The organism is Vibrio sp. THAF190c (assembly GCF_009363355.1).
Lineage (GTDB): Bacteria > Pseudomonadota > Gammaproteobacteria > Enterobacterales > Vibrionaceae > Vibrio > Vibrio fortis_A.
Map to the genome: position 1 here is coordinate 1 of NZ_CP045338.1, position 24,070 is coordinate 24,070.

Sequence of the window (24,070 nt, forward strand, 5' to 3'; positions counted from 1 at the left end):
GTGTCATCTTCGCTTTGGTTGCAATGTTTGCAACAGCTTCAAGAAGAGCTACCAGCTACAGAATTCAGTATGTGGGTTCGTCCGTTACAAGCGGAGCTCAATGACAATACTCTTACTCTATTTGCACCGAACCGTTTCGTGTTGGATTGGGTGCGTGATAAGTACCTAAATAGCATTAACCGTCTACTGCAAGAGTATTGCGGTAACGATATCCCACATCTGCATTTTGAAGTGGGAAGCAAACCTGTATCGGCGCCTAAGCCTGCAGCCCCTAAGCCAGCGCGCACAGCCGCTGATGTTGCCGCTGAATCTTCGGCTCCGGCACAACTGCAAGCTCGTAAACCTGTTCACAAGACATGGGATGACGAAGAGCCTGCAGCTGAGGTCGACCTTAACCATCGCTCAAACGTGAACCCTAAACACAAGTTCAACAACTTCGTTGAGGGTAAGTCGAACCAACTTGGTCTAGCAGCAGCACGCCAAGTGGCGGATAACCCAGGTGCAGCGTACAACCCTCTATTTCTATATGGCGGTACCGGCCTAGGTAAAACTCACCTATTGCACGCGGTAGGTAATGCGATTGTTGATGGTAAGCCGAACGCCAAAGTGGTGTACATGCACTCTGAGCGTTTTGTTCAGGATATGGTTAAAGCCCTACAAAACAACGCGATTGAAGAATTCAAACGCTACTACCGTAGTGTTGATGCATTGCTTATCGATGACATCCAATTCTTTGCCAATAAAGAGCGTTCTCAAGAAGAGTTCTTCCATACTTTTAATGCGCTACTGGAAGGCAATCAACAGATCATCCTAACTTCTGACCGTTATCCAAAAGAGATCAACGGGGTAGAGGATCGTCTTAAATCTCGTTTCGGTTGGGGCCTAACGGTTGCAATCGAGCCGCCTGAACTAGAGACGCGCGTTGCGATCTTGATGAAGAAAGCGGAAGACCACCAGATTCACCTGGCTGATGAAGTGGCATTCTTTATCGCTAAGCGACTACGCTCAAACGTTCGTGAGCTTGAAGGTGCATTGAACCGTGTCATTGCTAACGCAAACTTCACAGGTCGTCCAATCACCATCGATTTCGTACGTGAAGCACTGCGTGATCTACTGGCATTGCAAGAGAAGCTGGTGACTATCGATAATATTCAGAAGACCGTGGCGGAGTACTACAAGATTAAAGTAGCGGACTTACTGTCTAAGCGTCGTTCTCGCTCGGTTGCGCGCCCACGTCAATTGGCGATGGCACTGGCAAAAGAGCTAACCAACCACAGTTTACCTGAGATTGGTGATGCATTTGGTGGCCGTGACCACACCACGGTTCTGCACGCGTGTCGTAAAATTGCTCAGCTTCGTGAAGAGAGCCACGACATTAAAGAAGACTATTCTAACCTGATCCGTACCCTTTCTTCTTAATACACAGTATTCTTAACCAGAGATAACAGAATATCGGCCGCTCGTTGGATAACGGGCCGCCCTTGATACCTTAAGAGCAAGCTATGAAATTTACCATTGAACGCAGTCACCTGATTAAGCCGTTACAACAAGTCTCTGGCGCACTGGGTGGTCGACCAACCCTACCAATCCTAGGTAACCTACTGATCAAGGTTGAAGATAACGTATTATCAATGACCGCCACCGATCTAGAAGTGGAGTTGGTGAGTCGCGTGACACTAGAAGGTGAGTTTGAAGCGGGCAGCATCACAGTACCTTCTCGTAAGTTCCTTGATATCTGTCGCGGTTTACCAGATAGCTCAGTGATCACTGTGGTTCTCGACGGCGACCGTGTTCAAGTACGCTCTGGCCGCAGCCGTTTCTCTTTAGCAACGCTACCGGCGGCTGATTTCCCAAATATTGAAGACTGGAGCAGCGAAGTTGAGGTGTCTGTGACACAAGCAGAACTGCGTGGTCTGATCGAGAAGACACAATTCTCAATGGCGAACCAAGACGTTCGTTACTACCTCAACGGTATGCTGTTTGAGATTGAAGGCTCAACACTACGTAGCGTTGCGACCGACGGTCACCGTATGGCGGTATCTCAAGCTCAGCTTGGTGCTGATTTCGCACAGAAGCAGATCATCGTGCCTCGTAAGGGTGTTCAAGAGCTCGTTAAGCTATTAGATGCACCAGAGCAGCCGGTAACGCTGCAAATTGGTAGTTCAAACGTGCGCGCTGAGGTGAACAACTATGTCTTCACTTCTAAGCTTGTTGATGGTCGTTTCCCTGATTATCGCCGCGTAATGCCGCAAAATACCACCAAAACGCTAGAAACTAGCTGTGATGAACTGCGCTCTGCTTTCTCTCGTGCTGCGATTTTGTCGAATGAAAAATTCCGTGGCGTGCGTGTGAATCTTGCGGATAGCGAAATGCGCATTACTGCGAACAACCCAGAGCAAGAAGAAGCGGAAGAGATGCTAGACGTGAACTACGAAGGTGACGCGCTAGAGATCGGCTTCAACGTAAGCTATGTTCTGGATGTATTGAACACGCTACGCTGTGAACAGGTTCGTGTTTCTATGTCGGATGCCAACGCCAGTGCACTGATTGAGAACGCACAAGATGACAGCGCGATGTACGTTGTTATGCCAATCCGCCTATAGAGATGGTGCCGTCGTTAATGATTAATATGATGACGTTATGCCACTCTCTCGTCTGATCGTTAAGCAGTTTAGAAATATTGAAGCCTGTGACATTCAACCGTCATCAGGCTTTAACTTTCTTATAGGGGCGAACGGCAGCGGTAAAACCAGTGTCCTTGAAGCGATTTATCTGCTCGGACATGGCCGCTCTTTTAAGAGCTCCTTAACTGGTCGCATCATCCAAAATGACTGTAGTGAGCTGTTTGTTCACGGCCGTTTTTTGACCTCGGATCAATTTGAGCTGCCTATTGGCATTAATAAGCAGCGCGATGGCACAACAGAGGTTAAAATAGGCGGTCAATCTGGACAAAAGCTGGCGCAATTAGCGCAAGTCTTGCCTTTGCAGTTGATTCACCCTGAAGGGTTTGATTTACTGACGGATGGGCCGAAACATCGCCGCGCCTTTATTGACTGGGGGGTGTTTCACAGCGAATCTGGTTTTTACGATGCATGGGGGCGAGTAAAGCGCCTTAACAAGCAGCGTAATGCTCTGCTCAAAACGGCAACCCATTATCGTGAGCTCAGCTACTGGGATCAGGAGTTGGCTCGATTGGCAGAAAACATCAGCCAATGGCGCGCAACCTATGTTGAGCAGCTTAAAGAGGTCGCAGAAGAGATCTGTGCCACCTTCTTGCCAGAGTTTGAGATAAAGATTAACTACTATCGCGGCTGGGACAAAGACACCCCGTACGCCGAGATACTAGAGAAGAATTTTGAAAGGGATCAGCAGCTTGGTTACACCTTTAGTGGACCAAACAAAGCGGATCTAAAGATAAAAGTGAACGGCACTCCAGTAGAAGATGTCTTGTCACGAGGTCAACTGAAGTTGATGGTGTGCGCACTGCGCGTGGCTCAAGGCCAACATCTCACCCAGATGACAGGTAAGCAGTGCGTCTACTTGATAGATGACTTCGCTTCCGAATTAGATAGCCAACGCCGAGCACGCCTTGCGGAGTGTTTAAAGGCGACCCAGGCACAAGTTTTTGTAAGCTCTATTACCGCTGATCAGATTGCCGACATGCATGATGAAAATAGCAGGATGTTTCATGTGGAACATGGCAAAATAGAGCAAGGATAATTAGTCAGAGAGTAACTATGTCAGATAATTACGATTCATCGAGTATTAAGGTACTGAAGGGTCTGGATGCGGTTCGTAAGCGTCCTGGAATGTACATTGGCGACACGGATGATGGTACCGGTCTGCACCACATGGTCTTCGAGGTGGTAGATAACTCTATTGATGAAGCACTTGCTGGTCACTGTAATGACATCATTGTTACTATTCATGACGATAACTCGGTTTCTGTTCGCGATGACGGCCGTGGTATCCCTACCGAAATGCACCCAGAAGAGCAGGTATCTGCAGCGGAAGTAATCATGACGGTTCTTCACGCGGGTGGTAAATTCGATGACAACTCATACAAGGTATCGGGTGGTCTGCACGGTGTAGGTGTTTCTGTGGTAAACGCACTGTCGAAGCAGGTTACTCTTACTATCCACCGCGGTGGTCAAATCCATACTCAAACCTATCACCACGGTGAGCCTCAAGCGCCACTAGCTGTTATTGGTGAGACGGACAAAACGGGTACAGAGATTCGTTTCTGGCCAAGTGAAGAGACGTTCTCTAACACTGAATTCCACTACGACATTCTAGCGAAGCGTCTGCGTGAGCTTTCTTTCCTAAACTCAGGCGTATCGATCAAGCTGCGTGATGAGCGTGAAGAAGACAAAGGCGACCACTTCATGTTTGAAGGTGGTATCCAAGCGTTTGTTGAGCACCTAAACACCAACAAAACACCAATCATCCAGAAAATCTTCCACTTCGATAACGAGCGTGATGATGGCATCACTGTAGAAGTAGCGATGCAATGGAATGATGGTTACCAAGAGAACATCTACTGTTTCACCAACAACATCCCTCAACGCGATGGTGGTACTCACCTTGCGGGCTTCCGTGCAGCGCTAACGCGTACACTGAACAGCTTCATGGATAAAGAAGGCTTCTCTAAGAAAGCGAAGACAGCGACTTCAGGGGATGATGCACGTGAAGGTCTGACTGCGGTTATCTCGGTGAAAGTGCCAGATCCTAAGTTCTCAAGCCAAACCAAAGACAAGCTGGTTTCTTCTGAAGTGAAATCTGCGGTTGAGCAGGCGATGGGTGAGAAGCTGTCTGAGTTCCTAATTGAGAACCCAGCAGAAGCGAAAACGGTTTGTACTAAGATCATCGATGCAGCACGTGCACGTGATGCAGCGCGTAAAGCTCGTGAAATGACTCGTCGTAAAGGCGCGTTAGACCTAGCAGGCCTACCAGGTAAACTGGCTGACTGTCAGGAAAAAGATCCAGCACTCTCTGAACTATACATAGTGGAGGGTGACTCGGCAGGCGGCTCCGCAAAACAAGGTCGTAACCGTAAGAACCAGGCTATCCTACCGCTGAAAGGTAAGATCCTGAACGTTGAAAAAGCGCGCTTCGATAAGATGCTGTCTTCACAAGAAGTAGCAACGCTGATCACAGCACTTGGCTGTGGTATCGGTCGCGATGAGTACAACCCAGATAAACTGCGTTACCACAACATCATCATCATGACCGATGCCGACGTCGATGGTTCGCACATTCGTACGCTACTGTTGACCTTCTTCTACCGTCAAATGCCTGAGCTTATCGAGCGCGGCTACGTGTACATCGCTCAGCCACCGCTTTACAAAGTGAAGAAAGGTAAGCAAGAGCAATACATCAAAGACGAAGACGCAATGAACCAATACCAAGTGGCATTGGCTCTTGATAACGCAGCACTTCACGTAAATGCAGATGCGCCAGCATTGGCAGGTGAAGCGCTAGAGAAGCTGGTTCAACAATACAACTCTGGCATTAAGCTGGTGGAGCGTATGAGCCGTCGTTATCCACACGCACTGATGCACGAAATGATCTACATGCCACGCCTAACGGCAGAGCAGTGTCATGACGAAGCTGCAGTTGAAGCGTGGGGCAAACAGCTTGTTGAGCAACTGAACGCGAAAGAAGTCGGTGCAAGCCAGTACTCACTAGAAGTTGAGAAACACGAAGAGCTAGGTCTAAGCCTACCTAAAGTAGTCGTTCGTACACACGGTGTGACACACGAGCACGCATTGAGTGTTGAGCTGTTCAACTCGAAAGAGTACGACAAGCTAGCAAGCCTAGCTGAGGCTTTAGATGGTCTAATCGAAGACGGTGCTTACATCAAACGTGGTGAGCGCACTCAAGAGGTGAACAACTTTGTTGATGCTCTGAACTGGTTAGTGAAAGAGTCTCGTCGTGGTCTAAGCCTACAGCGATACAAAGGTCTAGGTGAGATGAACCCAGATCAGCTTTGGGAAACCACTATGGACCCAGAGACGCGTCGCATGATGCAAGTAACGATCGAAGATGCAGTCGGTGCAGACCAGCTGTTCACCACACTAATGGGTGACCAAGTTGAGCCGCGTCGTAACTTCATCGAGGAAAACGCATTGAAGGTTGCTAACCTGGATGTGTAGATTGTCCTAAAAAACAATCTGAAAATTTTAAAAGACTGCCAGAAATGGCAGTCTTTTTTATTGCCGATATTTTAATTATCTTTCAATAGGTTGGTTCGTCATCCTCAAGAGGGAGGAACGACCGAGTTGGGGATCTCTAGCAGCGCGTAGAAAAATTTTTTAGCTCGATCCCTTGAAACTATTTTGCTCTATCCATATATCTAGTTGTGAAGAGGATGGCTGTCTTGCTCAAGAGAGAAGAAACAGACCCTTCGGAACGCTGAATAGGTATCGCTCAGGAGAGGATAACCTTGAAGGCACACAATTGAACTGATTTATTACTACGTCCCAGCGTTATGAGAACCCGAGGAGTAGCGGATAAATCCCTTAGTCGACAGCGATCGAACACACTATCGATCCGTGCAAACTCACGACTAAGACTATTGCTTACTAAAAGGATAGCATTATGAGAACTGTAGATTTCACTCCACTATACCGCAACGCAATTGGCTTCGATCGTCTATTCAACATGATGGAAGCGAACACATCGAAGAACTCTTCTGGCGGTTACCCTCCATACAACATCGAGCAGAAAGATGAGAACAACTACCGTATTACTATGGCAGTTGCAGGCTTTGCTGAAGAACAGCTAGACCTCACTCAAAAAGAGAACATGCTGATTGTTAAAGGTGAGCGTAAACCAGAAGCAGAAAAAACCTATGTGTACCAAGGTATCGCAGAGCGTGATTTCGAGCGTAAATTCCAACTGGCTGACTACGTAAAAGTAGTTGGTGCGAGCATGGAAAACGGTCTATTGCATATTGATCTAGAGCGCGAAATCCCAGAAGCGATGCAACCACGTAAGATTGCTATCAATGGTAATGGTCTAATTGAAGGCTAATTACGATTAGCTCTTGAGAGCTAAAACTATCGGGAAATAAGAGTGAAAGAGCACCCAATGAGGTGCTCTTTTTGTATTTGGGCTACGGTAAGCTAAAAGCTCTGATTACTGCTCGCTGTAAGCTTTCTCCACTTCTTCAGCAATGATTGCAATGCCTTTCTGCATCATCTCATCGTCTTGTACGTAGTTCATACGCAGACATTGATGGGCATGGTCCCACTCATCCTCTTGACCAATAAAGAAGTACTCACCTGGAACAATCAATACCCCGCGAGCTTTTAGACGTTTGTACAGTTCCATAGTTGTGATTGGCAGTTCATCAAACCATAGCCACAAGAACATCGCGCCCTCTGGTTTGTGAATGCGGAAGCGCTCGTCGGTGATCGCTTGTTGCAGCAGCTCGACAGCTCGAAGAGATTTCTGACGGTAGAATGGCTTGATGGTGTTCTCACTCAGCTCAAGCAGGTCGCCTTTCTCAATCATATGATGCGCAAGTGCAGGGCCGATGCTGCCCGGCGCCAAACTGATGATGCCATTCATATTGGTCATTGCTTGCGTGACTTCTTCACTCGCAATCACGATACCGCAGCGAACACCTGGTAAACCAAGCTTAGACAGGCTCATGCATAGAATGGTGTTCTCGTTCCAGAACGGTTCTACATCCTCAAAGATGATGTTTGGAAACGGCAAGCCGTAAGCATTATCGATGATCAGTGGAATGTTGTTTTCGCGCGCCAATTTATCGAGTTTACGGATCTCTTCGTCTGTTAGTACATTGCCCGTTGGATTGGTTGGACGTGAAGCACAGATAGCCGCTACCGACTCATCCACTTTGAGCTCTTCAAAGTCGACGTGGTATTTGAACATGCGATTATCAAGCATCTCAATCTCTGGGTGGTAAGAGACAAAAATGTCTTCATCAACACCCGCATCACCATAGCCAATGTATTCAGGCGCTAGCGGCAATAGGATTTTCTTATGTGAGCCATCTGGCTGCTTACCTGCAAGCAGGTTGAACAGGTAGAAGAAGCCACTCTGGCTACCATTGGTTAGGCTGATGTTCTTTTCGCTGATATTCCAGCCGTAGGTCTCTTTAAGTAGAGCTGCTAACGCTTTTACAAAAACATCTTTGCCCTGCGGTCCATCATAGTTGGCGAGGGCGTTGATCAGGGCTCCACTGGCTAGGAGTTCCTCACTGGCTTGGTGAAAGTAGTCGAGCATGGCAGGAATGGCTGCTGGGTTACCACCACCGAGCATGATGGCACCTGGAGTGCGTAGGCCATCATTCAAATCATCCATTAACTGCGTAATACCTGAGTACTGATTAAACTTTTCACCAAATTGAGAGAATTGCATCGCTTGTGTTACCTAATTCATTATGTTCGTTTTAATAGTTTGTGCACCAGATGTTGCTGGTGGTCGAGGGTAATTCTTGAACATACCGCAATGTGTCGGATGAGCAAAGCACGAATGTGGTATCAAACGAAAAAAAGCCAGCGAAATATGCTGGCTTTATCAACAATGGTCATGATTATACTGCTTGGTGCTTATTTAGCCCCTGTATAAACCACAAGCACTTTGTCGTCTTTGTATTGGCGCTCGAAGGCGTAGTAGCCCTCTTGGTTACGAATGATGTGTTTACCCTGTGCAACCGACGGGTGACGCTGACGGAACTGACCGAGCGCTTGCCAGTGCTTCAGTAGTTCGGCTCTTTCACCTTCGATTTGCTCCCAAGGCATATCTGAACGAGTGCCCTGCATTGGATCGGATCCCGTTGGTCCGAAGTCGCGCGCAACTTCATCGCCGTAATAGATCTGTACTGCGCCTGGAGCCAGCATCAGCGCGTTCGCTGCTCGAGTCTGTTTCGCAAAATCGCTACCATGTTGTGTCCAGAACAGAGAGGTATCGTGTGATGATAGGTAACTCAGAACATTGAACTCACTATCGCCGTTGATCTTTTCTGCGTAGCGAAGGTAATCAGCGTCGAGGTCAGACAAACACTTAAGCGCCTTTGGTGCGATATCACTCTGGAATTCGAAGTTGATGATCGAATCAAACCCGTTAGCGAAGTAATCCGATTTCACAACGCTATGCGCCCATACTTCACCTGTCATCCAGAATGGTAAATCATCCAATGCTTTGTCTGGGTTGTTCTGTTTCCATTCTGCGAGTGCTTGAGTCGTGCTCTCTTTTAGCTCTGCCCAGGCATCTAGTTCGACGTGTTTTGCGGTATCGACGCGGAAACCATCAACGCCATACTCTCTCACCCAGTCTGAAAGCCAAGTGATTAGGTGTTGGCGAGGTGTACGCTGCACATCTTCAGCGTTGGTCTCTTTGTTAGCGTAGAAATTAGCGTGCCCTGTCAGCTCTGTGGATTCGGTTTTTAGATCTGGCAGGTGCGCAAGTGACATAGTGATGTTGTTGTAGCCAGGTGAATCATAGGCGCCAATATCGCTGCGTAGCCATGCCTTACCCCACCATTTCTCCCACGCCTCTTGGTCACTGTAGGAGATGTAGTTATTGAAGTAGTGCCAGTTTTGTCCCTCTTTTGGCTGCCAGTCTGTCCAATTTTTACCAAGCGTCTGCTGTGCTTCTTGGTCACTGAGGTTGAGTTTACCGAAATCAAACTCCTGCATGTCGGCGAGCGTCGCGTATCCGGTGTGGTTCATCACCACATCCCAAATCACGCGGATACCTTTACTGTGAGCGGTGTCGATGAAGGTTCTAAGCTCGTCTTCGGTCCCCATGTTGTCATCGAGCTTGGTCCAATCTTGGTGGTAGTAGCCATGGTAAGCGTAGTGCTTAAAGTCACCACGGTCGCCACCGCCAACCCAGCCATGAATTTGCTCTAGAGGGGATGTAATCCAGATAGCGTTAGCCCCAAGCGATTCGATGTAGTCGAGCTTCTCGGTTAAGCCTGCTAGGTCACCGCCGTGGAAGGTACCAACTTCATCTTGGCCATCTTTGCTGCGGCCATAGCTGTTGTCATTGTCTGGGTTGCCATTATAAAAGCGGTCGGTCATGACGAAGTAAACCGTGGCGTTATCCCAACTAAACGTCGATTGTTCTGCTGACTCAACCTCTTCAAGCAAAAGAAGCCCTTGGCTTGATTTGGCCGGTTTCATGCTGATCGTGCCGTTGGTCACTGTCGCTTGCTGGCCAGAGAGTGCGTCACGTAGTAAGGTGCCATCTGCAAAGGTCTTAGTGACATTGACGGTGGTCGGTGAGTCGCTTGGCACCGGACATGTGAAGCTCTGAACCTTTTTCTGTTTCGGTTTTACCTTAACTGTCAGCTCATTAGATTGTGGGTTGAGGGTAAATTGGTAGGTATTGGCTCTGAATACCTTGATATCTATTTGAGACTCTTCCGCGCAGTCGTCGACACGCAGAGGTTTATTAAATTTCACTCGGCTCTCTTCTGCCAAGGCGTAGCTTGTGCCACAGGTTTGCGCGGCATCGCTAATAGAAAAGGTGTGTGTGCCTTTGCTGAGCTCGTGCTCGGCAATCAATGTACCTTGTCCTGTTGAGTGAAAGGGCATCGCCTGGTCATCAATGGTCAACAGTAGTGGATTGTCGCTGGTTTGGCTGCATGCGCTGAGTGCAAGAATTGAGAGCGCGAGAGTGGTCTTCTTCATTGTATCCTTCCCCGAATAAGACTCTCGTTATATCAAAGGTTGGGATCTACATTCTGAGGACTAATACAATCGAGTTGTGGTTATTACCTCTACAAATAAATACCGAGTTCACAAAAACAAAAAGGGAAGCACGTGCTTCCCTTTGGGTATTTACCTTTCGTTGCTCAGAGCATCGCTTTGAACAGCTGTCTCACTCGTACTTATTTTTGCAGTAGAGAGATGTCAGCAATCTGTAGGAACAGGTTACGTAGGTTGTTCAATAGCGTTAGACGGTTCTTCTTAAGCGCTTCGTCATCAGCCATAACCATTACGTTGTCGAAGAACGCATCAACAGGCTCACGTAGAGCAGCTAGCTTGCTTAGGGCTTCTTGGTAGTTACCTGTCGCGAATGCTGGCTCTAGAGCTTCCGTCATTACTGCAACGTTTTCAGCCAGTGTTTTCTCTGCGTCTTCTTGTAGAAGTGCCAGATCGATATCTGCTGCTAGTTCACCATCGAATTTCGCAAGGATGTTACCTACACGTTTGTTCGCTGCTGCTAGAGCTTCTGCCGCTTCTAGTTCACGGAAGTGAGAAACCGCTTTAACACGTTGGTCAAAGTCAGTTGGCTTGGTTGGACGATTCGCTAGTACCGCTTGGATGATATCAACGCTGAAGCCAGCATCTTGGTACCATGCACGGAATCGACCTAGCATGAAGTCGATAACGTCTGCTTCTACGTTGTCGTTGGTTAGCTTGTCGCCTAGTAGTTCTTTCGCTTTTGCGATCAGATCAGTTAGGTCTAGGTTGTAGCCGTTTTCAACGATAATACGTAGTACACCTAGTGATGCACGACGTAGAGCGAATGGGTCAGAACCTTTTGGAGCTTGGCCAATACCGAAGATACCTACGATCGTGTCTAGCTTGTCTGCCATTGCTACTGCAGAAGAGATACCAGTGCTTGGTAGGTCATCACCTGCGAAACGAGGCATGTACTGCTCGTAAAGTGCTAGTGCAACTTGCTCGTCTTCACCATCGTGAGTCGCGTAGTGCATGCCCATCACACCCTGAGTATCTGTAAATTCAAATACCATTGATGTCATTAGGTCACACTTCGCTAGTAGACCCGCACGCTTAGACTTTTCAACGTCTGCATCGATTTGCTCAGCGATGTAGCCAGCAAGTTCTGTGATGCGGTCTGTCTTGTCTTTGATAGTCCCAAGCTGCTTCTGGAAGATAGCTTGCTCTAGCTCAGGTAGACGGTCGATCAGAGGACGCTTACGGTCAGTGTTGAAGAAGAACTCTGCATCCGCGAGACGTGGACGTACAACCTTCTCGTTACCTTCGATTACGTAGCGAGGCTCTTTTGATTCGATGTTTGAAACGAAGATGAAGTTAGGTAGTAGCTTCTTGTTGTCATCGTAAACAGGGAAGTACTTCTGGTCACCTTTCATGGTGTAAACCAAAGCTTCAGAAGGTACTTTTAGGAACTCTTCTTCAAACTTCGCAGTTAGGACTACTGGCCACTCAACCAGAGAAGTCACTTCTTCTACTAGGTCATCTTCTAGATCCGCTTTACCACCAACCGCTGCTGCTGCTTTTTGCGAATCAGCAAGGATGATCGCTTTACGCGCTTCGTAATCTGCCATTACTTTACCGCGCTCTTCTAGGATCGCTGGGTATTGCTCTGCAGAATCGATAGTGAACTCTTGTTCACCCATGAAGCGGTGACCACGGATAGTGCGGTCTGATGCTACGCCTAGGATCTCACCTTCGATAAGGTCAGAGCCCATTAGCATAGTTAGCGTTTTAACCGGACGAATGAACTGAGTCGTCTTGTTGCCCCAACGCATTGGTTTCGCGATTGGTAGGTTACCTAGAGCTTTTGATGCTAGCTCAACAACGATTTCAGACGTTGCTTGGCCTTTTACTTCTTGTTTGAAAAGAAGCCATTCGCCTTTGTCTGTCACTAGACGGTCAGCTTGCTCAACCGTGATGCCGTTACCACGAGCCCAGCCTTGAGCTGCTTTAGTCGCGTTGCCGTCAGCATCGAATGCGACAGAAACCGCAGGGCCACGTTTTTCAACAACTTTGTCTTCTTGGCCTTCAGCCAGTGCTGCTACTTTTAGAGCAAGACGACGAGGTGCTGCGTACCATTTCACACCTTCGTGAGCCAGGCTCGCGCCCTTTAGCTCTGCTTCGAAGTTTGCTGCGAACGCTTCTGCTAGAGTACGAAGCTGTGTTGGTGGTAGCTCTTCAGTACCCAGTTCAATTAGAAATTCTTTAGCCATGATTACTTCTCCTCGTCCTTCTTGCACATTGGGAAGCCAAGCGCTTCACGCGATGCGTAGTATGCTTCTGCAACTGATTTAGTTAGGTTGCGGATACGAAGGATGTAACGTTGGCGCTCTGTTACAGAGATAGCTTTACGCGCATCAAGGATGTTGAATGCATGGCCAGCTTTTAGAATGCGCTCGTAAGCTGGAAGCGGAAGTGGCTTCTCAAGCTCAAGTAGTTCTTTACACTCTTTCTCACACTGATCAAAGAACGTGAATAGGAAATCTACGTCAGCGTGCTCGAAGTTGTAAGTTGATTGCTCAACCTCGTTTTGGTGGAAGATGTCACCGTAAGTCACTTTGCTGCCGTCTGGTGCGATGTTCCACACTAGGTCGTAAACAGAGTCAACTTCTTGGATGTACATTGCTAGACGCTCGATACCGTAAGTGATCTCACCAGTAACAGGCTTACACTCAAGGCCACCAACTTGCTGGAAGTAAGTAAACTGAGTTACTTCCATGCCGTTTAGCCATACTTCCCAACCAAGACCCCATGCGCCTAGCGTTGGGTTTTCCCAGTTGTCTTCTACGAAACGAATGTCGTGTACTAGCGGGTCGATACCAAGTACTTCAAGTGAGCCTAGGTACAACTCCTGAATGTTATCTGGAGATGGTTTTAGAGCTACTTGGAACTGATAGTAGTGCTGCAGACGGTTCGGGTTTTCACCGTAGCGACCATCGGTCGGACGACGTGAAGGTTGAACGTATGCCGTAGACATTGGCTCTGGGCCAAGTGCACGTAGACATGTCATTGGGTGAGAGGTGCCAGCACCTACTTCCATATCTAGAGGTTGAACAATGGTACAACCGTTTTGTGCCCAGTAATCCTGCAGCGCGAGGATCATTCCCTGGAAGGTTTTGATATCGAATTTTTGCATAGTCAGGTTCGCGCGATTCTTATAAATGATTTGAAAAATAACAATCAAGTATACCCAGATATTTGCCCAGCGAGTAGCGTTAATCTTGTTTAATTAATAGCCTTAAATCCCTTTTAATGGATTTTTTACCCTTTAATCTTCTTTTTTCGACTTAACGGGAATTTTTAGTCACTTTTCAGCTTGTTTTAGAGGAGGGGGCTCGCTAAAATCACGCCGTCTTTGGGGAGTAGCTTACCTATTTATCAACACTGGGATAATAGGTTCGTTCGTCAACATAATTGATGCAAAATCATCATGGCGTTCGAGACGACAATCGACCACAACAACACATAAGTCGACATCGTTTAGCAAGACCTTAGACAAACATCGTGAACCGGGGTGGGGCGCGAGGTTTGTCTACGGTTAAAATAATAATCCCGCCCCAAATGAGCATGTCGTGAGCGTTTTAGCAATCTCTATTACAACTGTTGCCTTGGCCGAGATCGGTGATAAGACACAGTTACTCTCTCTTCTGTTAGCCAGCCGTTATCGCAAGCCGATACCGATTATTGCTGCAATCTTCTTTGCCACTATTGCCAATCATGCCCTAGCGGCTTGGTTAGGTGTTGTTGTATCCGATTACTTATCGCCAGAAGTCCTCAAATGGGTTGTGGTGGTGAGCTTTTTGGCGATGGCGGGTTGGATTCTGATCCCAGATAAACTTGATGACGATGAGGAGATCTCCAGCCGTGGTCCGTTTGTCGCAAGCTTTATTGCGTTCTTCATTGCTGAAATTGGTGATAAGACTCAGATAGCCACTTCTATCCTAGGGGCTCAGTATGCCGATGCGCTGCTGTGGGTTATCTTGGGCACCACTATTGGTATGTTATTAGCCAACGTGCCTGTAGTGGTGATCGGCAAATTGTCAGCCGATAAGATGCCACTGGCGTTGATTCGCAAGATCACCGCCCTGCTGTTTGTTGGCTTAGCTATCGCAGCCGCAATCTATTGATGATTTTTCGGCGATAGGACTCCTGTTTTGCTAGAGAATCTATCGCCATATCTATCAATTTATAATTATAAGCGTGCCAATTTTTGCGCTGCGATCTGCATTCTGTGTTGCAGTTCAAACTCTAACAGAGAGGTGGTGTGAGCACCGCCTACTGACATATCACTGTCACAATTGTCATGATATTTTAATGTTGTGAGTTGAGAACACGAGGGCATGATTATGTTGACGCGTTATATGGGAATCACTCCACAAAGCCAAAGCTACCTGTTTACTTTTGGTTTGGCATTAACTCTATTGGGGATGGTATTAACTGACATGTGGTTGCCGATGGTGGCAGGTGCAATGATCATGACCGGACTCGCCGTTGAGGCTTGGATTCGAGTCGCCCATATTATCCCCATGCGTAAAGAACTACGCTCAATTCAACACCAACTCGATAATCTGCAGCAACGCAGTCGAGATAGCGAATAACAAAAAGCCGCTCATTGAGCGGCTTTTTTACATCTGAACCAAATCGTTCTTAGGCTTCTAGGCCTTTCTTGATTAAGTACTGGTATGGCACAGAATCCGTGTTCTGTCCTACAAGTTGATGATCCATAAATCGACAGAAACTTGGGATGTCGCGTGTGGTTGATGGATCGTCTGCCGTTACCAGTAATACATCGCCATCCTGCATGTTTCGAATTGTCTTCCTGACCATCATTACCGGTTCTGGGCAGCGTAGCCCTTGTGCTTCTAAAGTGTGTGTGGCCAGCTCAGGATTGAATGTCATGATAGGTGTCTCTTTCTGTATAACGAGGGGAATAATACGTCTGCAGAAAAAATATGCAATAAGTGCTTGGCAAACAGAATTATTTACTATAAATTATTTAACAAGTTGGTAACAACTTAAACAAATGACAACTAGCTAAGGAGTGGCGATGTTGACAGCACTTGATAGATTAACCATATATTCGGTTCTCTGCTTTATCTCTTTTTGCGCGTTAGTGTTACGCACACCAGCAGAGGCCTCGTTAATGCCAATCTTTGGCATAGCAGCAACAATTATTGGTATTTGGGTTGAAATGCGACGCTGGCGTGGCTTGCCAGAAGAGCAGGAACATTAAATCGTAAGATATTTAACCTAAGTACAAAACGTTTTTCCGATACGACACATTCCGACACTATCCCCAAATTTTCTTGGGCTTCCCCGCGTAATTGCGGGATTTTTTTTATCTAAAGCATGCTATAAACATGAATTATCAAAATTGATTGTTAACAAGCTCATTAGGTAAGCGTGTGGAACTAGAAGACATCTATCGTCGAGATTTAAATCTGTTGGTTGCTCTTAAAGTCTTGATCGAAGAGGGTAGCGTGAGCCAAGCCGCTTTGCGTTTGAATCTCAGCCAGTCTGCGACCAGCCGTGTATTGGGGCGACTTCGCGAACTCCTTAACGATCCCCTCTTTACTCGCCAGGGTCAGCGTCTACTGCCGACCAAGAGAGCTCTCGAAATCAGCCAGCGTATTGATCAGCCGTTAGAGTCATTTCGCCAGCTGTTAAGCCCGAGTGACTTTGACCCATACTACTGCACGGAACGTTTCCTGATCGCGACCACGGATTACGCGATGCAAACTATCCTTCCGTATGCGCTGCCTAAGATTTATGAGCAAGCACCAAACATCTCGTTAGAGTTTGCACCGCTTCAGCATGAGAATCTATTTAAACAGTTGAGTACTGAGCGGGTTGATATGGCGATATGCCGACCAACAGGCCCTGTCGCACCTCTACATCAGCAGGTATTAGGACCTGTTGGGGTATCGTGCCTGCTTTCTAAAAATCACCCTCTGGCTGATAGCGCGTTAAGCCTCAATGATTATGTATCACTGCCTCATGCGATGATTGCTATCAGTGATGGCGTAAAAGCCTTGCTTGATAATGCATTAGCCAATCAACCTCCAAGAAGGATGGTGCTGCGGGCCTATCATTTAGAGGCGGCTTTAGCGATCGTCGATAGAATGCCTCTTGTGATTACTGTACCTGCCGACCTCGCGTATTTAGTGGCAGAGCGTTACGACCTCGTTGTGAAACCACTACCATTCGAGTTTATGCCGTTTGATTATTCACTGATTTGGCATTCACGTTGTGATTCGTCAGCTTCTCAACAATGGCTGAGACGAGTGGTGAAAGAGGAGTGTGGTGAGCTGATTCAGAAGCGGATTGCTGATGTTGGTCTTGGTTAACGGAATGAAAAAGGGCTGAGTAAACTCAGCCCTTTGTATTTGTTACTTAGCTTTATCGCTTCAGGTTTTTGAAACTATAGCTTGATGACAACACGACCAGTGATTTGACCGTTAGTAATGTCTTCAGCAGCTTGGATCGCATCATCCAGTGCCACTTCTTTAGTTGCTTGTTGGTAGAACGACTCTGGAAGTAGTTCAGCTAACTGTTCCCATGCTTTGATGCGTTTCTCACGTGGACACATTACTGAATCTACACCCTGTAGACGCACGTTACGTAGGATGAATGGCATTACCGTTGTTGGTAGATCGAAGCCACCCGCTAGGCCACATGCCGCGACAACGCCGTTGTAATCGATCTGTGCCAGTACTTTTGCTAGAACTTTGCTGCCTACCGTATCGATAGCACCAGCCCACAGCTGTTTCTCTAGTGGCTTTGCTGGCTCTTCTAGTTCTGCACGCTCAACAATGCGCGATGCGCCTAGAGATTTAAGTAGCTCACCGTTCTCAGATGCACGGCCTGTTACTGCTGCTACTTTGTAGCCCAGTTGGTTAAGTAGAGTGATAGACACACTGCCCACACCACCGCTTGAACCTGTTACTAGAATCTCGCCGTCTTCTGGCTTAACACCTGCATCAACGATAGCTTGAACACATAACATTGCTGTGAAGCCTGCCGTACCAATCGCCATTACTTTTTTAGCGTCTAGGTCTTTTGGCATTGGTACCAACCAGTCACCGTTTAGGCTCGCTTTTTCAGCCATGCCACCCCAGTGACCTTCACCAACACCCCAACCAGTTAGTACCACTTCGTCGCCCGCTTTGTAACGAGGGTCGTCTGATTGAGAAACCACACCTGAAAGGTCGATACCCGGTACCATAGGGAAGTTACGAACAATGCGCCCTTTACCAGTGATCGCTAGACCATCTTTGTAGTTTAAAGATGAGTAATTCACATCAATCTTAACGTTGCCTTCTGGAAGTTGTGACTCGTCAATTTGAGAAACGCTAGCAATCGTTTTTTTGTCTTCTTGGTTTAGTACAAGTGCTTTAAACATGGTGCTCTCCACTGGAGGAATATTAGGAAACTGAGATAACTGTAGTTGAATAATTGAAGAAAAAATAATGAAACGTCAACATTGAATCTATGCATCACATGCATAGTTCCAGTTTTGTGATATCGGTAAGTCGGCAGATAAAAAAATGCAGCCCTAGAGACTAAGGCTGCATTTTTATCGTTACCCTACTAACGACAATTAATTGGTCTCTTAACTTAGAGTTACTCTAGATTAAGGGCGTTCAAATACCGTTGCGATACCTTGGCCCAAACCAATACACATGGTTGCTAGGCCGTACTTCACGTCCTTCGCTTCCATTAGGTTAATCAAGGTGGTTGAGATACGCGAACCTGAACAACCCAGCGGGTGACCAAGTGCGATTGCACCACCGTTGAGGTTTACTTTCTCGTCGACCACATCCAGAAGACCTAGGTCTTTAGCACATGGCAGAGATTGCGCTGCAAAGGCTTCGTTAAGCTCAATGACGCCCATATCTTCAATCGATAGGCCCGCACGCTTCAGTGCTTTCTTAGTCGCTGGAACCGGTCCGTAGCCCATGATTGATGGGTCACAGCCTGCAATTGCCATTGACTTAACACGAGCACGAATCGTCAAACCAAGCTCGTTAGCTTTATCTTCGCTCATGATCAGCATCGCAGATGCGCCATCTGACAGCGCTGATGATGTACCAGCGGTCACGGTACCGTTAGCTGGATCGAATACTGGGCGAAGCTGAGATAGGCCTTCAACTGTAGTCTCTGGGCGAATCACTTCATCATGATCCAGTGTGAACAGTGAGCCGTCTGCCGCGTGACCTTCAGTTGGTAAGATCTCGTTTTTAAAGCGACCTTCAACTGTTGCAGCATGTGCGCGAGCGTGAGAGCGGGCAGCGAAAGCATCTTGGTCTTCACGACTGATGCCGTGCAGCTTACCAAGCATCTCTGCCGTCAGACCCATCATGCCCGCAGCTTTCGCTACGTTCTTCGACATGCCAGGGTGGAAGTCCACACCATGCGTCATAGGAACATGACCCATATGCTCAACACCACCAATTAGACAGATATCCGCATCGCCAACCATGATTGAGCGTGTTGCATCATGCAGAGCTTGCATAGATGAACCACATAATCGGTTAACGGTTACAGCACCAATTTCAATCGGTAGGCCAGCAAGTAGCGCAGCATTACGTGCCACGTTAAAGCCCTGCTCAAGTGTCTGTTGGACACAGCCCCAGTAGATATCTTCAATCTCACTCGGGTTAACTTGTGGGTTACGCTCAAGAATGCCTTTCATCAGGTGTGCAGAAAGGTCTTCTGCACGTGTATGACGGAAAGCGCCACCTTTGGAACGGCCCATTGGGGTGCGAAGGCAATCAACAACAACTACGTTCTTCATTTTGTAATTCCTTTTCCAAATGTGGGTTATAGAGAGCTAGCTTGCTGAGCGTCGTAAAAGCTTTCGCCTTTCTCTGCCATATCAAGCAATAGTTGAGGTACTTGGTACATTGCGCCAAGGTCTTGGTAGCCTTTCGCTGTCTCAACAAAGTTCGCGATGCCCACACTGTCTAGGTAACGGAAAACGCCGCCTCTGAATGGAGGGAAGCCAAGTCCGTAAACCAGAGCCATATCAGCTTCTTGTGGTGAAGCGATGATGCCTTCTTCAAGACACAGTACCACTTCGTTGATCATTGGAATCATCACACGCTGGATAATGGTCTCTTCATCAAATTCCTGTGGTGCTTGGCATACGTCAGCCAAGATAGGAAGGATATCTTCAGAAAAGGCTTTCTTCGGACGACCACGCTTGTCGACGCTGTAGCTGTAGAAGCCGCTGCCATTTTTCTGACCAAACTTGTTTGCTTCAAATAGCGCGTCGATCGCGTCACGACCTTCTTTACCCATTCGCTCTGGGAAGCCTTGTGCCATTACATCTTGTGCGTGATGCGCAGTATCAAGACCAACCACATCCAGTAGGTAAGCAGGACCCATAGGCCAACCAAACTTACGTTCCATGATTTTGTCGATCTTGGTGAAGTCAGCACCGTCGCGAAGCAACATGCTAAAGCCGCCAAAGTATGGGAAAAGAACACGGTTAACGAAGAAGCCTGGGCAGTCGTTAACGACAATTGGTGATTTACCCATTTTCGCCGCGTAAGCGACAACGCGATTGATGGTTTCATCTGAAGTGTGCTCACCACGGATGATCTCTACTAGCGGCATGCGGTGCACTGGGTTAAAGAAGTGCATACCACAGAAGTTTTCTGGGCGTTGCAGCGATTTTGCCAGTAGATTGATTGGAATCGTCGACGTGTTAGAAGTAATCACAGTATCAGGGCTAACCTGCTGTTCCACTTCACTCAACACAGCTGCTTTAATTTTCGGGTTCTCCACTACCGCTTCAACAATCACATCTGATTGCTCGATACCTGCGTAGTGAAGGCTAGGAGTAATAGAAGAGAGAATACCTGCCATCTTGAAGCCATCGATGCGGCCACGAGATAGACGTTTATTAAGAAGCTTAGATGCTTCGTTCATGCCTAAATCTAGCGATGCTTGAGCAATATCTTTCATCATGACAGGCACGCCTTTCAGCGCAGATTGGTAAGCAATACCACCACCCATGATGCCTGCACCTAATACAGCAGCACGCTCAGTGGCTTTATTCGCTGACTTGCCAGCTTTCTTCGCGATGCCTTTGATGTATTGGTCGTTAAGGAATAGGCCAACCAGTGCTTTTGCTTCTTCAGACTTCGCCAGTTTAATGAAGTGTTTACGCTCGATATCCAATGCAGCATCACGATCGCAACGAGCAGCTTCTTCAATCGCGACAACAGATGTGATCGGTGCTGGGTAGTGAGGACCTGCTTTCTGAGCTACTAGACCTTTCGCCATAGTAAAGCTCATCATTGCTTCTAGCTTGCTGAGTGATAACGCAGAGGTTTTCTGTTTGCGGCGAGCAACCCAGTCTAGCTTCTCGCTTGCGGCCAGAGATACTGTATTAATAGCCGATTCAAGTAGTTGGTCAGTTTCAACAATCGCATCTAACAACCCAACTTTCAGTGCTTCATCTGCTCGGCATGCTTTGCCTTGCGTGATGATTTCCATTGCGCTGTCAGCACCAATAACACGTGGCAGACGTACACAACCACCAAAGCCAGGCATGATACCTAATTTGGTTTCTGGTAAGCCGATGCTGGTGGTCTTGTCACCAATACGGAAGTCAGTGGCTAGTACACACTCACAACCGCCGCCAAGTGCATGGCCGCGCATCATTGAAAGGGTAGGAACAGGTAGGTCTTCTAGCTTGCTAAAAATAGAGTTTGCAAAAATAAGCCACTCTTCTAATTCCGCTTCTGGTTTCGCGAATAGGCCCAAAAACTCCGTGATGTCTGCACCTACGATGAAAGCATCTTTGTTTGAAGTTAAGATCAAGCCGCGCAGTCCAGCGTGGTCATTTAAAGCATCAAGTGCTTTGTCGAGTGATTCTAATGTAGCAAGGTCGAGCTTATTTACAGAGGCTGGAGCACAAAAGCTAAGTTCGGCTATACCATCTTGTAATTCCTTTACCTGTAGGGTGTTAGCTTGGTAAATCATTGTCTATCTCCATGACATACAATCGACGATTGTTTGAGAGAATTTTGTTATCTTTCTTTAAGTATAGAATACCTGGTAAGACCAGTTTCTTTAGTCTGTACCCACCACTGGCTAATTTCAATACATTTTTTAAACAATTGCTTAACATTGTGCGTTGGAACAGATCCGCTAACCCTTATTATTCACCCGTGATACACTTTGCCGCCCTGATCGCTAAAGTAAATGATATGAATGACCAACCATATTTAATCCCGGCTGCTTCGGCTGTTTTTGAAGAAGAAATTAAGAAAAGTGTCTTCATTACCCACCTTGCTCATACACCGAGTATTGAGGCGGCTAAGCAGTTTGTTGATCAGATAAAACAAGAGCATAGCGCAGCAAGACACAATTGCTGGGGATTTGTTGCTGGACGACCAGAAGACTCGATGAAGTGGGGCTTCAGTGATGACGGTGAACCTTCCGGAACGGCGGGTAAACCAATATTGGCTCAACTGTCTGGCTCTGGAGTGGGGGAACTGACTGCTGTGGTGACTCGTTATTCGGGTGGAATTAAGCTCGGTACAGGTGGTTTAGTAAAGGCGTACGGCGGTGGTGTGCAACAAGCGCTTAAGCTGCTTCAAACTATCGAGAAAAAAATAACCACAAAATTGCGCCTAGAGTTAGACTATGGGTTTATGCCGATCGCCCAATCAATCATGTCGCAATATCAGGCGGTAGAGGTTGAAGCGGATTATGGCGTTCAGGTCACAATGGTCATAGAGATTGAGCTGCTTCAGGTCGAAGCCTTCACTCAAACCATGATCAATAAAAGCGGTGCCAAGGCACTGGTCACTCAAGTAAAAGATAACTAGGAAGTGTGAAGCCTTTCGCTTCGTTCATTAGCTCATGCAATTTCGCTCAATTATTCGAATCGTCGGATTATTATTAGCACTCTTTAGTGTCTCAATGCTTGCACCCGCGCTGGTGGCATTGATCTATCGAGATGGTGCTGGTGTTCCTTTTGTTACGACCTTCTTTGTTTTACTTTTTTGTGGTGCTACCTGCTGGTTTCCAAACCGTCGCCACAAGCATGAATTAAAGGCGAGAGACGGCTTTCTTATTGTTGTTCTGTTCTGGACTGTAATCGGCAGTGCTGGTGCACTTCCTTTTTTAATAGCAGATAACCCAAATGTTTCGGTTACTGATGCCTTCTTCGAGTCTTTCTCGGCTCTCACCACAACCGGCGCTACTGTTATTGTTGGACTGGATGACCTACCTAAAGCGATTCTTTTTTATCGTCAGTTCCTGCAGTGGTTTGGTGGTATGGGTATCATCGTACTTGCGGTAGCGATCTTACCGGTACTGGGTATTGGTGGTATGCAGCTATATAGAGCGGAAATCCCAGGTCCTGTTAAAGACAGTAAGATGACCCCGAGGATTGCAGAAACAGCAAAAGCACTCTGGTATATCTATTTAAGTTTAACTATTGCTTGTGCGGTAGCGTTTTGGCTGGCGGGAATGAGCTTCTTTGATGCCATTAGCCACAGTTTCTCTACTATAGCTATCGGTGGCTTCTCGACGCATGATGCCAGTATGGGTTATTTCAATAGCCCTGCGATTAACATGATCACGGTTGTGTTCCTGCTTATCTCTGCGTGTAACTACTCTCTTCACTTTGCTGCATTTGCATCGGGCGGTGTTCACCCTAAGTACTATTGGAAAGATCCTGAGTTTCGTGCCTTTATCTTTATTCAAGCGGTGTTGTTTCTGGTTTGCTTCTTATTACTACTGAATCACCACTCTTACGACTCTTATTATGATGCGTTTGATCAAGCGCTATTCCAAACGGTCTCTATTTCAACCACGGCTGGTTTTACTACAACCGGTTTTTCAGAATGGCCACTGTTCTTGCCAGTACTGCTTTTATTCTCTTCTTTTATAGGCGGGTGTGCAGGTTCGACTGGCGGCGGTATGAAAGTTATCCGTATTCTATTGCTGACCCTGCAAGGCGCTCGTGAAATGAAGCGTTTGGTTCACCCACGTGCGGTTTACACCATCAAGGTTGGTGGTACGGCACTTCCTCAACGTGTTGTTGATGCGGTATGGGGATTCTTTTCTGCTTATGCTCTGGTGTTCGTGGTGTGTATGTTGGCTCTGATTGCAACGGGTATGGATGAACTGAGTGCGTTCTCTGCCGTGGCGGCAACATTGAACAATCTGGGCCCAGGCCTAGGAGAAGTAGCAGTCCACTTTGGTGATGTTAACGATAAAGCAAAGTGGGTATTGATTGTCTCTATGCTGTTTGGACGTTTAGAGATCTTCACTCTATTAATTCTATTAACGCCTACGTTCTGGCGTAGCTAAGGAACCAT

19 protein-coding genes and 1 riboswitch are annotated in these 24,070 nt (G+C 47.2%); of the genes, 11 read left to right on the top strand and 8 right to left on the bottom strand.

What is annotated here, in order from left to right:
* The 5 genes from dnaA (at position 1) to FIV04_RS00025 (ending at position 7,035) form a co-directional block, all read left to right on the top strand.
* Positions 1–1,419, top strand: coding sequence for a chromosomal replication initiator protein DnaA (gene dnaA, locus FIV04_RS00005; RefSeq protein ID WP_032548623.1), 1,419 nt, complete (start codon positions 1–3; stop codon positions 1,417–1,419).
* Positions 1,420–1,502: 83 nt separating this feature from the next.
* Positions 1,503–2,603 carry a DNA polymerase III subunit beta gene (gene dnaN / locus FIV04_RS00010; protein ID WP_150870609.1) on the top strand — a complete coding sequence of 367 codons (1,101 nt, stop codon included), beginning with the start codon at positions 1,503–1,505 and terminating at the stop codon, positions 2,601–2,603.
* Positions 2,604–2,640: 37 nt separating this feature from the next.
* The gene (recF, locus tag FIV04_RS00015) at positions 2,641–3,720 is read left to right on the top strand and encodes a DNA replication/repair protein RecF (protein WP_152467912.1); all 1,080 of its coding nucleotides are present in this window, start codon (positions 2,641–2,643) and stop codon (positions 3,718–3,720) included.
* 17 nt (positions 3,721–3,737) lie between these two features.
* Entirely contained in the window at positions 3,738–6,155 is a 2,418-nt protein-coding gene (gene gyrB, locus FIV04_RS00020; RefSeq protein WP_150896029.1) for a DNA topoisomerase (ATP-hydrolyzing) subunit B, read from the top strand.
* 445 nt (positions 6,156–6,600) lie between these two features.
* A complete protein-coding gene (locus tag FIV04_RS00025) occupies positions 6,601–7,035 on the top strand; it encodes an Hsp20 family protein (protein ID WP_032548618.1) in 435 nt (144 codons plus the stop codon).
* Positions 7,036–7,140: 105 nt separating this feature from the next.
* Here FIV04_RS00025 and FIV04_RS00030 read toward each other — a convergent pair whose 3' ends face one another.
* The 4 genes from FIV04_RS00030 to glyQ form a co-directional block, all read right to left on the bottom strand.
* Positions 7,141–8,391 (bottom strand): valine--pyruvate transaminase, encoded by a 1,251-nt coding sequence (locus tag FIV04_RS00030; RefSeq protein WP_152467913.1) that lies wholly within the window; start codon positions 8,389–8,391, stop codon positions 7,141–7,143.
* Between the two features lie 191 nt (positions 8,392–8,582).
* Positions 8,583–10,670, bottom strand: coding sequence for an alpha-amylase (locus FIV04_RS00035; RefSeq protein WP_152467914.1), 2,088 nt, complete (start codon positions 10,668–10,670; stop codon positions 8,583–8,585).
* A gap of 200 nt (positions 10,671–10,870) precedes the next feature.
* Positions 10,871–12,937 carry a glycine--tRNA ligase subunit beta gene (gene glyS / locus FIV04_RS00040; protein WP_152467915.1) on the bottom strand — a complete coding sequence of 689 codons (2,067 nt, stop codon included), beginning with the start codon at positions 12,935–12,937 and terminating at the stop codon, positions 10,871–10,873.
* A gap of 2 nt (positions 12,938–12,939) precedes the next feature.
* A complete protein-coding gene (gene glyQ, locus FIV04_RS00045) occupies positions 12,940–13,860 on the bottom strand; it encodes a glycine--tRNA ligase subunit alpha (RefSeq protein WP_032548614.1) in 921 nt (306 codons plus the stop codon).
* A gap of 209 nt (positions 13,861–14,069) precedes the next feature.
* Positions 14,070–14,257, top strand: a riboswitch (yybP-ykoY riboswitch).
* Positions 14,258–14,296: 39 nt separating this feature from the next.
* Here glyQ and FIV04_RS00050 point away from each other — a divergent pair.
* Together FIV04_RS00050 and FIV04_RS00055 are read left to right on the top strand one after the other, a co-directional pair.
* On the top strand, positions 14,297–14,851 hold the full coding sequence (locus tag FIV04_RS00050; protein ID WP_032548613.1) for a TMEM165/GDT1 family protein: 555 nt from the start codon (positions 14,297–14,299) through the stop codon (positions 14,849–14,851).
* A gap of 213 nt (positions 14,852–15,064) precedes the next feature.
* Positions 15,065–15,322, top strand: coding sequence for a hypothetical protein (locus FIV04_RS00055; protein ID WP_084181750.1), 258 nt, complete (start codon positions 15,065–15,067; stop codon positions 15,320–15,322).
* 49 nt (positions 15,323–15,371) lie between these two features.
* Here FIV04_RS00055 and tusA read toward each other — a convergent pair whose 3' ends face one another.
* Positions 15,372–15,623, bottom strand: a complete 252-nt coding sequence (tusA, locus tag FIV04_RS00060; RefSeq protein WP_032548612.1) for a sulfurtransferase TusA — start codon at positions 15,621–15,623, stop codon at positions 15,372–15,374.
* A gap of 148 nt (positions 15,624–15,771) precedes the next feature.
* Here tusA and FIV04_RS00065 point away from each other — a divergent pair, with 148 nt between their 5' ends.
* Complete coding sequence (locus tag FIV04_RS00065) at positions 15,772–15,957, top strand: hypothetical protein (RefSeq protein WP_032548611.1); 186 nt, start codon at positions 15,772–15,774, stop codon at positions 15,955–15,957.
* A 172-nt stretch (positions 15,958–16,129) separates the two neighbouring features.
* Positions 16,130–17,071 (top strand): LysR family transcriptional regulator, encoded by a 942-nt coding sequence (locus FIV04_RS00070; protein ID WP_150870603.1) that lies wholly within the window; start codon positions 16,130–16,132, stop codon positions 17,069–17,071.
* A 74-nt stretch (positions 17,072–17,145) separates the two neighbouring features.
* Here FIV04_RS00070 and FIV04_RS00075 read toward each other — a convergent pair whose 3' ends face one another.
* The 3 genes from FIV04_RS00075 to fadB all read right to left on the bottom strand — a co-directional run bounded on the left by FIV04_RS00075 (position 17,146) and on the right by fadB (position 21,719).
* Positions 17,146–18,126 (bottom strand): MDR family oxidoreductase, encoded by a 981-nt coding sequence (locus FIV04_RS00075; RefSeq protein WP_152467916.1) that lies wholly within the window; start codon positions 18,124–18,126, stop codon positions 17,146–17,148.
* A gap of 231 nt (positions 18,127–18,357) precedes the next feature.
* The gene (gene fadA, locus FIV04_RS00080; protein ID WP_152467917.1) at positions 18,358–19,521 is read right to left on the bottom strand and encodes an acetyl-CoA C-acyltransferase FadA; all 1,164 of its coding nucleotides are present in this window, start codon (positions 19,519–19,521) and stop codon (positions 18,358–18,360) included.
* A gap of 26 nt (positions 19,522–19,547) precedes the next feature.
* Complete coding sequence (fadB, locus tag FIV04_RS00085; protein ID WP_152467918.1) at positions 19,548–21,719, bottom strand: fatty acid oxidation complex subunit alpha FadB; 2,172 nt, start codon at positions 21,717–21,719, stop codon at positions 19,548–19,550.
* 227 nt (positions 21,720–21,946) lie between these two features.
* On the opposite strand from fadB, the gene FIV04_RS00090 reads away from it, so the two are divergent.
* On the top strand, positions 21,947–22,570 hold the full coding sequence (locus FIV04_RS00090) for a YigZ family protein (RefSeq protein ID WP_150870596.1): 624 nt from the start codon (positions 21,947–21,949) through the stop codon (positions 22,568–22,570).
* A 34-nt stretch (positions 22,571–22,604) separates the two neighbouring features.
* Positions 22,605–24,062, top strand: a complete 1,458-nt coding sequence (locus FIV04_RS00095) for a TrkH family potassium uptake protein (protein ID WP_032548605.1) — start codon at positions 22,605–22,607, stop codon at positions 24,060–24,062.
* The last annotated feature ends 8 nt before the right edge of the window (positions 24,063–24,070 follow it).